General features: G+C 47.6%; 8 protein-coding genes and 4 tRNA genes. 6 read left to right on the top strand and 6 right to left on the bottom strand.

Annotated elements, in window-relative coordinates; translation table 11 throughout:
• Positions 1-298: 298 nt before the first annotated feature.
• From rseB to rpoE, 3 genes are all read right to left on the bottom strand, one after another.
• Positions 299-1411, bottom strand: a complete 1113-nt coding sequence (gene rseB / locus ACRC27_RS07340; protein ID WP_438623695.1) for a sigma-E factor regulatory protein RseB — start codon at positions 1409-1411, stop codon at positions 299-301.
• Positions 1411-2019: an anti-sigma-E factor RseA gene (gene rseA / locus ACRC27_RS07335; RefSeq protein ID WP_438623694.1), complete on the bottom strand. Its 609-nt coding sequence runs from the start codon at positions 2017-2019 to the stop codon at positions 1411-1413. Before rseA ends, rseB begins: the two co-directional genes overlap by 1 nt.
• Before the next feature lie 91 nt (positions 2020-2110).
• Positions 2111-2686, bottom strand: a complete 576-nt coding sequence (rpoE, locus tag ACRC27_RS07330) for an RNA polymerase sigma factor RpoE (RefSeq protein WP_438623693.1) — start codon at positions 2684-2686, stop codon at positions 2111-2113.
• A gap of 230 nt (positions 2687-2916) precedes the next feature.
• Here rpoE and nadB point away from each other — a divergent pair, with 230 nt between their 5' ends.
• Complete coding sequence (gene nadB / locus ACRC27_RS07325; RefSeq protein WP_438623692.1) at positions 2917-4587, top strand: L-aspartate oxidase; 1671 nt, start codon at positions 2917-2919, stop codon at positions 4585-4587.
• Between the two features lie 91 nt (positions 4588-4678).
• On the opposite strand, the gene ACRC27_RS07320 is transcribed toward nadB, so the two are convergent.
• Together ACRC27_RS07320 and sdhE are read right to left on the bottom strand one after the other, a co-directional pair.
• Positions 4679-5119 (bottom strand): protein YgfX, encoded by a 441-nt coding sequence (locus ACRC27_RS07320; protein ID WP_438639541.1) that lies wholly within the window; start codon positions 5117-5119, stop codon positions 4679-4681.
• Positions 5100-5366 carry an FAD assembly factor SdhE gene (gene sdhE / locus ACRC27_RS07315; protein ID WP_438623690.1) on the bottom strand — a complete coding sequence of 89 codons (267 nt, stop codon included), beginning with the start codon at positions 5364-5366 and terminating at the stop codon, positions 5100-5102. The genes ACRC27_RS07320 and sdhE overlap by 20 nt, the downstream gene beginning before the upstream one ends.
• 239 nt (positions 5367-5605) lie before the next feature.
• Between sdhE and ygfZ the strand changes: the two genes are divergently transcribed.
• Complete coding sequence (gene ygfZ / locus ACRC27_RS07310) at positions 5606-6610, top strand: tRNA-modifying protein YgfZ (RefSeq protein ID WP_438639540.1); 1005 nt, start codon at positions 5606-5608, stop codon at positions 6608-6610.
• Between the two features lie 245 nt (positions 6611-6855).
• Here ygfZ and gltX read toward each other — a convergent pair whose 3' ends face one another.
• A complete protein-coding gene (gene gltX, locus ACRC27_RS07305; protein ID WP_438639539.1) occupies positions 6856-8268 on the bottom strand; it encodes a glutamate--tRNA ligase in 1413 nt (470 codons plus the stop codon).
• Between the two features lie 297 nt (positions 8269-8565).
• Between gltX and ACRC27_RS07300 the strand changes: the two genes are divergently transcribed.
• The 4 genes from ACRC27_RS07300 (at position 8566) to ACRC27_RS07285 (ending at position 9069) form a co-directional block, all read left to right on the top strand.
• A tRNA-Val gene (locus ACRC27_RS07300) sits at positions 8566-8641 on the top strand.
• Positions 8642-8691: 50 nt separating this feature from the next.
• Positions 8692-8767: transfer RNA gene (locus ACRC27_RS07295), tRNA-Lys, on the top strand.
• Between the two features lie 47 nt (positions 8768-8814).
• A tRNA-Val gene (locus ACRC27_RS07290) sits at positions 8815-8890 on the top strand.
• 103 nt (positions 8891-8993) lie between these two features.
• Positions 8994-9069, top strand: a tRNA-Lys gene (locus ACRC27_RS07285).
• The last annotated feature ends 8 nt before the right edge of the window (positions 9070-9077 follow it).

Raw genomic sequence — 9077 nt, 5'->3', positions numbered from 1 at the left:
CCACAACCCGATGCATTTGCGCATCCACTACAACCTGATTTTTGCTGGCACATGACAGTGGCCACCCCATCTTGGTAGCCAACCACAGTGACTCTTTCTCTGATCATCAGCAATCTCTACCTCATTTTCGGATGACATACTTAACGTAATGCTCGACCAACCCGTATGTATCCTATTTTTATCTGTAATGTTCATCTAAACCAAAAACAGACAGGCAAGCCTTCGTATGATGGCTTACCTGTCTGTCATTTTTCTGATGCGTGGTGCACACAACCCCATCGCACAAGATGATCGCTTGTTATTTACTGCCGCTGTTATTGATGGGCGCGCTACTTGCTGGCGCGGCATCAAACTTTACCCCGTGAACAATCCGCTTGGTCGTTGACGGAGGTAACTCACCGACTACCGTAATTTCATACGGCCCCTGATTTTCAATGTGCACCGTTCTTCGCCCCTGACGCACAAGTTGCTCATGAAGCGCACGGCCATCAGTAGGTGATACATAGACGGTAAAGCTGAATAATCCATCAGAGTAAAGGCGTGATTCGACAGGAATATCAACATTCGGCAGGCGATGACGACTGCGTGAGACTTCGGTAAACCCGTTCGGTAGCCACGTCAGTTTCCACGCCATATCCTGTTTTGCTTGCGGCTCAAACGCCAAAACCGGTGGTAGAGAAACATCATCTAGCTTTGACATCACTTTCATTAACTCGGGTGTTACCACATACGAGATAACCCGGTATTGCTCAAGGGTTTCACCATCTCGATCGAGTAAATCTGCACGCAGCAGTAATTTATTCTCTTCATCCAGCCAGACAACATAGCTGTAACGGAAATCATCACGCGGAACGATACGCACCACTTGTGTCGGGCGATCAACGACCCGTGCGCGACCCACTGGCACAAAATCGTAAAATTTACTGAGCTGTTTGAAATCGCCATGCAATACCGAAGGCAATGAGTCAACAATGTGCGAACTGCGGATAGTGAAAGGTTCAACACCGGACTCAAAATAGCTTACCTCATCACCACGCTGTAAAACTTCACGACGTGGCCCATCTAGGTAGAGCATTTGGCTCAGGTTACGCTTATTGATATACGCATGACGATAGCGCATAGAATCAATACTGCTTTTGCTGACACGAATAAATGACAGTTCGTAATTGAGGTTTTGTGAGGCAACCGCCATGCTTTCAAGCAGCGTTTGTGCAGATTGCGCACTATTGTCCGCCGCGACTGCCACAGGCATTGGACTCTCATCAGCCTGCGTATTTTTTACCGGTGCCGTCGTTGCGGGAACTGGCGGTAATGAAGAGATTACTGGCAGATCTGCCGTTCCTTGTGATGCAACAGCGCTGGTACTGCAAAGCCCCAGCACTGACAGCAGGAAAAAGACCATTTGCTTCATTAGCGCTGTGTATTCCCGGCTTGTTGCGACATATCACTCTGACGCGGCTCAATATTCTCCGCATTCAAACGACGCTGTAACTCATAATCTTGTAACATCGCACTGATGCGCTTACGCTGCTCTTGCAACTGCTGCTCACTTGGCGCACCCGAGGTCGGAACACTGTAACTTACCGGTGACGCTTGTCCACCAATTGGCAACGTATTGAAAACAGGGCTGTCTTCCAATCCACCTTCCGGCTGATTGTAATACTGCACGCCAACAATTACGCCCAGTGATACGCACGCGGCCAGCCCCAATTGGCTAACATTCCCCAATACAGGGCGAATTTTTTCCCAAAACGATAGCTTATGCCATGTTTCTGGCGCAGGTTGTGACTCCGGCACAGCCTTCGGCACAAACAGCGTAGGTTCATTTTCCAACGCAGCAGCAAGGCGGGAGGTAATATCAAAATCGAGCACCGCCGGTGTCTCTCCGCGTAGCGTATCGCGGATAAGATGATAATTACGCCACGCTCCTTGCAGCTCACGGTCTTTCGACAGCTCACTCAACAACACGCTGTCTACCGATTCACCGTCCATCAGGGCGGAAAGTTGCTCTTTCTGCATGCCTACTTACCTATATTACTAAAGGTGATATGACTATTGCCTGACACCGGTGCATTGTTGCGGCTAATCAGACCGGAGTTCCCATGGCCATTTACTGCTGAATTAAGGGTTGAATCTTACTGTCAATAAATTCACGGGCTCGAAATATCCGCGATCTGACCGTACCAACCGGACAATCCATAATCGTGGCTATCTCTTCATAACTTAACCCATCTAATTCACGCAAAGTGATTGCCATTTTCAGATCATCAGGCAGTGCTTCTATTGCAGCAAAAACCACCCGCTTCAACTCTTCTGACAACATTAAATTCTCAGGGTTCGATATTTCTTTTAACGCACCGCCTACTTCAAAATTTTCCGCATCTTCTGCATCTACATCGCTGCTCGGCGGCCTACGCCCCTGAGCAACCAGATAATTTTTTGCGGTATTGACCGCAATACGATACAGCCATGTGTAGAACGCACTTTCGCCGCGAAAAGACGCTAAGGCCCGATACGCTTTGATAAATGACTCTTGTACAACATCAGGAACATCGCCCTGTGGGACATAACGGGAAACCAATCCGGCCACTTTATGCTGATAGCGGGCAACCAGAAGATTAAAAGCGCGTTTATCCCCCTGCTGAACACGTTCGACCAGAACCTGATCTGTCAACTGCTCGCTCATCCGAGGTGTTTTCTCCAAAACATTCTTTGTACAGCATCTCGCATTACTCGCTGTTAGTGTGAAATCGCAGTAATTGAGCCAGCTGTTGTATTTGATGCTTATCTCTGAGTAAAGTTCAACGTTGTACTAAATTCTGTGAGTTAAACGCCTATTCAAAGACATAAAAACGATAACAATATATCAGGACCTGATCTAACATAAGATCCCATTCTGAATATATATCATACGTTATGGAACAATCCCTTGAACATCTTTGCGATGTGCTGGTCATCGGAAGCGGCGCTGCCGGTCTTTCATTAGCACTTCGTTTAGCGCCACACTGCAAGGTGATCATACTGAGCAAAGGATCGCTCGCAGAAGGTGCGACTTATTATGCACAAGGTGGCATTGCTGCCGTATTTGATGAAACTGACAGCATTGAATCACACCTGCAGGATACACTGATTGCCGGCGCAGGGCTGTGCGATAAAGCAGCAGTTGAGTTTATTACTGAAAATGCCCGTAATTGCGTGCAGTGGTTAATTGATTGTGGCGTTCCTTTTGATGTGGAAGGGCTGGCGACTGATCAAAAGTTTCACCTTACACGTGAAGGCGGCCACAGCCATCGCCGAATTTTACATGCCGCTGATGCTACCGGAAAGGCGGTGCAAACCACCTTGGTGGATCAAACCCGTTATCACCCAAACATCGCCTTGTACGAAAAGTACAATGCCGTTGATTTGATCACCAGTGCCAAGCATGGCGTGGTACAAGGTGAACAACTCAGTACCCAGCACCCGCCGCTTGAAAACGACCAATCGCGGAAAGTTGTCGGCGCTTATGTCTGGAACAGAACTCTCGAACGGGTCGAATGTATTCGCGCTAAAGCCGTTGTACTGGCCACTGGCGGTGCATCTAAGGTCTATCAGTACACCACCAATCCCGATATCTCATCGGGTGACGGCATCGCCATGGCATGGCGTGCGGGGTGTCGGGTCGCCAATATGGAGTTCAATCAGTTCCACCCGACCTGTTTGTATCATCCACAAGCCCGTAATTTTTTGCTGACCGAAGCATTGCGGGGCGAAGGCGCTTACCTACGCCGGCCTGACGGTTCTCGCTTTATGCCTGATTTTGACGCACGGGCCGAGCTAGCACCGCGTGATATTGTCGCCCGCGCCATTGACCATGAAATGAAGCGCTTGGGTGCTGATTGCATGTATCTGGATATCAGCCATAAACCGGCTGAATTTGTGCAAGCACACTTCCCCACCATTTATGAAAAACTGCTGACATTGGGGCTTGATCTTACCGCAGAGCCGATCCCCATTGTTCCTGCTGCTCACTACACCTGTGGCGGCGTAATGGTTGATCATGCTGGCCGTACCGATATTGATGGTCTGTATGCCATTGGTGAAGTCAGCTACACCGGTTTACACGGTGCAAACCGTATGGCATCTAACTCACTGCTTGAGTGTGTCGTTTATGCATGGTCTGCTGCCGAAGATCTATTGCAGTGGTTGCCTTATGCCGATACCGTTGACTCACTGCCTGCGTGGGATGAAAGTCAAGTTGAGTGCTCTGATGAAAATGTGGTGATCCAGCATAACTGGCACGAATTGCGGCTTTTTATGTGGGATTATGTCGGCATAGTGCGAACCACCAAACGGCTTGAGCGCGCCTTACGGCGAATTAACATGCTCAAACAAGAGATTCATGACTATTACGCCAACTTCCGCGTTTCTAATAATTTATTGGAATTGCGTAATCTGGTACAGGTTGCTGAGTTAATTGTGCTGTGTGCGCTACAGCGTAAAGAGAGCCGTGGATTGCACTACACGCTTGATTACCCTGAGCCACAACCTGATCCTCTGCCGAGCATTCTTTCACCGCACGATAGTCAATCAGGATCAACGCGGTAGCCGTACAAAGCAGCATCACAAACACGGCTCGAAAAAAATGACATGTGTAAATTGCCTGTTTAAATAGCAGGTAATTTACACAACACACTGCCTATGAGTATTTATCATTAATCCGATCGGTTTGCCGCACTACGGCAGAGAGCGTGCGCCATGACCTTTCACTCATCATATCGGGTAATAACCACAACACCCGCGTTCTACGCGTCTTATTTTGCGGATCACGCAGATAAATCAGTAAGCCAAATACAGAAAGTGAAAGTGTACGGCAATAACGCCACTCTGTGTCTTGCCACCTCATCAGATACATCTCACTAAATGCCAGTTTCCCACACATTTTCAGCCCGTTACGGCGCATCTTTTTATATTCAAAAAGCATTAAAAAACTCAAAAATACAAGTAAAAGGGAATATAAAAGCGTATAGGAAAACGTTAGCACCACAGTCAGAGCGGCTATGCTGAGTAGAAAATAAGCAGCACGTAAAATCCATAGTGCGCGCTGCGAAGGGTGAATATCAGACTGCCACAAATCCACGGGCTTGATTACGCGTTTTCATCAGAACAACCATCGCATCTAAAACCGGATCTGTTGGCTTAGTGCTATTCATAAACCAGCGAAATAGATCCGGATCATCGCTCTCAAGCAGGCGAATAAAATCGGCTTTTTGCACATCAGTCAGCGTATCGTACTCATGCTCAAAAAACGGCATGATAATCACATCTAGCTCTAACATCCCACGGCGGCATGCCCAACGCACACGCGCTTTATCATTAATATCCACGTTGCTGACTCCAATAAACAGTCTCAAACACCGCTGATCGTAGCATTTATCAGCTATTTTGCGCTGATTTTATCGTGCTTATTTGTGACCAAACACGCTGTTCTGCCCAATTTATCCGCTTGAAAATCAGATGATTTCACATAGTCAGTCATGCTGTAGAGCGTTATAGTAAATACACTTTTGACTGATTTCGGCAGATAGACGAAATCATTCGGCCAAACAGACAGATGGATTTTTTTATGACACCTGCGATCACGCCCGATTTTTCCACTCAACCTGCTGTACTGTCATCTGAACTCGCCCTTTCGTTGATCCCGCTTGATCATCTTGATCTGCTGAATATCGTCGGCCCTGATGCCATCAAATACCTGCAAGGGCAAGTCACCTGTGATGTGCCAACTATCCAGCCAGAACATTACAGTTTAGGCGCACATTGTGATGCCAAAGGTAAAATGTGGAGCGTGTTCACTCTGTTTCATCTCAACGATGGTTTCGGCTGGATACAACCAAAATCACTCACTGAGCAACAACTGCCAGAACTGAAAAAGTATGCCGTATTTTCCAAGCTGACCATCACCGAAAACACGCAGTGGAAACTGGCTGGATTAGCCGGTTCACATGCAGCAACCGCACTGCAAACGCTGACCGATACACTGCCAGATGCTGCTACACCGGTCGTCAACGCACCGTTTGGCCAGATTATGTATCTCCCCACACCGGCAGATCGTTACATTCTGGTTATCGATACTCACACCACGCCACAAGAGAGCTTGTACAGCACACTGCAACAATCAGGTGCAATACTGCGTCATCACACACAGTGGCAGGCATTAGATATTGAAGCGGGTTTACCGCAATTAAGTGCACAAACTATGGCAGAATTTATTCCACAGGCCGTCAATTTGCAGGCCTTAAACGCCATCAGTTTTACCAAGGGTTGCTATGCCGGACAAGAGATGGTCGCGCGAGCAAAATATCGGGGGGCGAATAAACGCGCCTTATATACCTTGTTGGGTAGTGCGGCACACCTTCCTGTCGCCGGTGAAAGTGTCGAGCTCAAATTAGGTGATAACTGGCGTAAAACCGGCACTGTGTTATCGGCGGCTGCCTTGCCTGTGGGCAAAGTACTGATTCAAATTGTACTTAGCAGTGATCTTGAACCTGACGCACAACTGCGCGTCATTGATGAGCCGAGCAGTGAACTGGCTATCTACCCGCTGCCTTATCAGCGTGATCTTGCCTAACTAACGCTGCTATTTTGCCGTTGCCCCACTTACCGGTATCACAGTGATATCGGTAAGCGTAAAACAGGCCATCTGCCAACAACGTATTTCTCAAAAAAAAGCCCTTCCCAAACAAAAAAAGGCCATAACAATCGTTATGGCCTCATATATCGTATTAGCTGATGGCTACTTTAGTTAACAGCGATATTCTTCAACAAGAACACACTTTTATGGATAAACAACAATAGCCCTGCTACTCATATGGCTTATTGTGCTGCTGCGCGATCAGCAATAAATGCCAACGCCATATCAATACGGGCCAACGCACGCTCACGGCCTACCGCATGCACTGTAGCATCAACAGAAGGTGATTGGCCTGCACCGGTCACGGCCACACGCAGCGGCATACCTATTTTGCCCATACCAATCTCTAATGTATCAGCGGTTTGCGCAATTGCTGCATGAATCGCCTCTACGTTCCATGCTACATCAGCCAACTGTGCACGTACGGCTTCTAGCGGCGCTTGAGCAACCGGACGCAAGTGCTTTTTCGCGGCATCTTCATCAAATGTAGCAAAATCTTCAAAGAAATAACGGCTGGATGCCGCCATCTCTTTCAGCGTCTTACAACGCTCACCCAGCAACGATACAATCTCAACCAATGCAGGGCCATTTGCTGTATCAATGCCCTGATCTTCCATATGCCATGCCAAGAACTCTGCCACACGCACCGGATCAACCGTATTGATATAGTGATGGTTCAACCACAGCAGCTTATCTGTATTAAACGCACTGGCTGATTTACTCACCGCATCTAAAGAGAACAGCGCTTCCATCTCGGCAACAGAGAAAATCTCCTGATCGCCGTGTGACCACCCCAAACGCACCAAATAGTTCAGCAGCGCCTCAGGCAGATAACCGTCATCACGGTACTGCATTACACTGACCGCACCATGACGCTTTGACAATTTTTTGCCGTCATCACCCAAAATCATCGATACATGTGCATACACCGGCACAGGTGCACCCAACGCTTTGAGAATATTGATCTGGCGAGGCGTGTTATTGATGTGGTCTTCACCACGAATAACATGAGTGATCTCCATATCCCAATCATCCACCACCACACAGAAATTGTATGTTGGTGAACCATCAGTACGGCGGATAATCAGATCATCGAGCTCTTGATTACTGAACTCAATCGGGCCACGAATTTGATCATCAAAAATTACCGACCCTTCTTGTGGGTTGCGAAAACGCACCACATGCGGCTCATCAGGTGTGTGGCTGTGTGCATGATCACGACACAAACCATCGTAACGCGGCTTCTCTTTATTCTCTTCTTGTTCAGTACGCAGCGCTTCTAAGCGCTCTTTAGAGCAGTAACAACGGTACGCTGTGCCCGCTTCAAGCATCTGATCAATAATCGCGTTATAACGGTCAAAACGTTTGGTTTGATAATATGGGCCTTCATTCCAACCCAGATCTAACCAATTCATACCGTCCATAATCGCATCAATCGCTTCCTGTGTTGAACGCTCTAAATCAGTATCTTCGATACGCAACACAAATTCACCGCCCATGCGGCGAGCATACAACCAAGAGTACAGAGCGGTACGCGCACCACCCACATGCAGATAACCCGTAGGGCTTGGCGCAAAACGCGTTTTAATTTTCATGATGAGATCTAGGCCTTTGACAAGCAGATAAACAGCTCAGCCCTGTTCAATAGCACCCACTTACAACAGTGGCAACAACATAGAGGCTGAAAAAGTGCTGTTATTTTAGCACTCCCCTTTGAATCCACAACGCAACAATCAAAGCAACAGGCTAAATCCGCGTAAAAATCGCTTCAAAAACGCATAATTGGAGAAAAAGAGATCAATTTGATTATTTTCCCGACGGACGTACAGTTCCATGGAAAAAAACGTTGACTCTCAACGAGTAGCCCCTATAATGCGGCCCTCGTTGACAGCGGGCGATTAGCTCAGCTGGGAGAGCACCTCCCTTACAAGGAGGGGGTCACTGGTTCGAACCCGGTATCGCCCACCAACACTTTCTGTTGTCAACGCTGCGTGTAACGCAGGAAAATGAAAATCAGTGGGTCGTTAGCTCAGTCGGTAGAGCAGTTGACTTTTAATCAATTGGTCGCAAGTTCGAATCTTGCACGACCCACCACTTTTTTAATATCATTGATTTCAATCGCTGATATAATAAAAGTCCCAGGGCGATTAGCTCAGCTGGGAGAGCACCTCCCTTACAAGGAGGGGGTCACTGGTTCGAACCCGGTATCGCCCACCAATTCCCTTCTTCAGTGAAGGTTTGAGTGAACACAGCATTGAGTCACGTTGAATAAACATAACTCTGTTGATTCAGTCAGTAAAAATACAATCAGTTTTAGGATGGGTCGTTAGCTCAGTCGGTAGAGCAGTTGACTTTTAATCAATTGGTCGCAAGTTCGAATCTTGCACGACCCACCATCTTTTCT

The sequence above is a fragment of the Plesiomonas sp. genome, assembly GCF_051650925.1.
Taxonomy (GTDB): Bacteria; Pseudomonadota; Gammaproteobacteria; order Enterobacterales; family CAMTGL01; genus Plesiomonas.
This window is presented reverse-complemented; position numbering and strand designations above follow the sequence as displayed.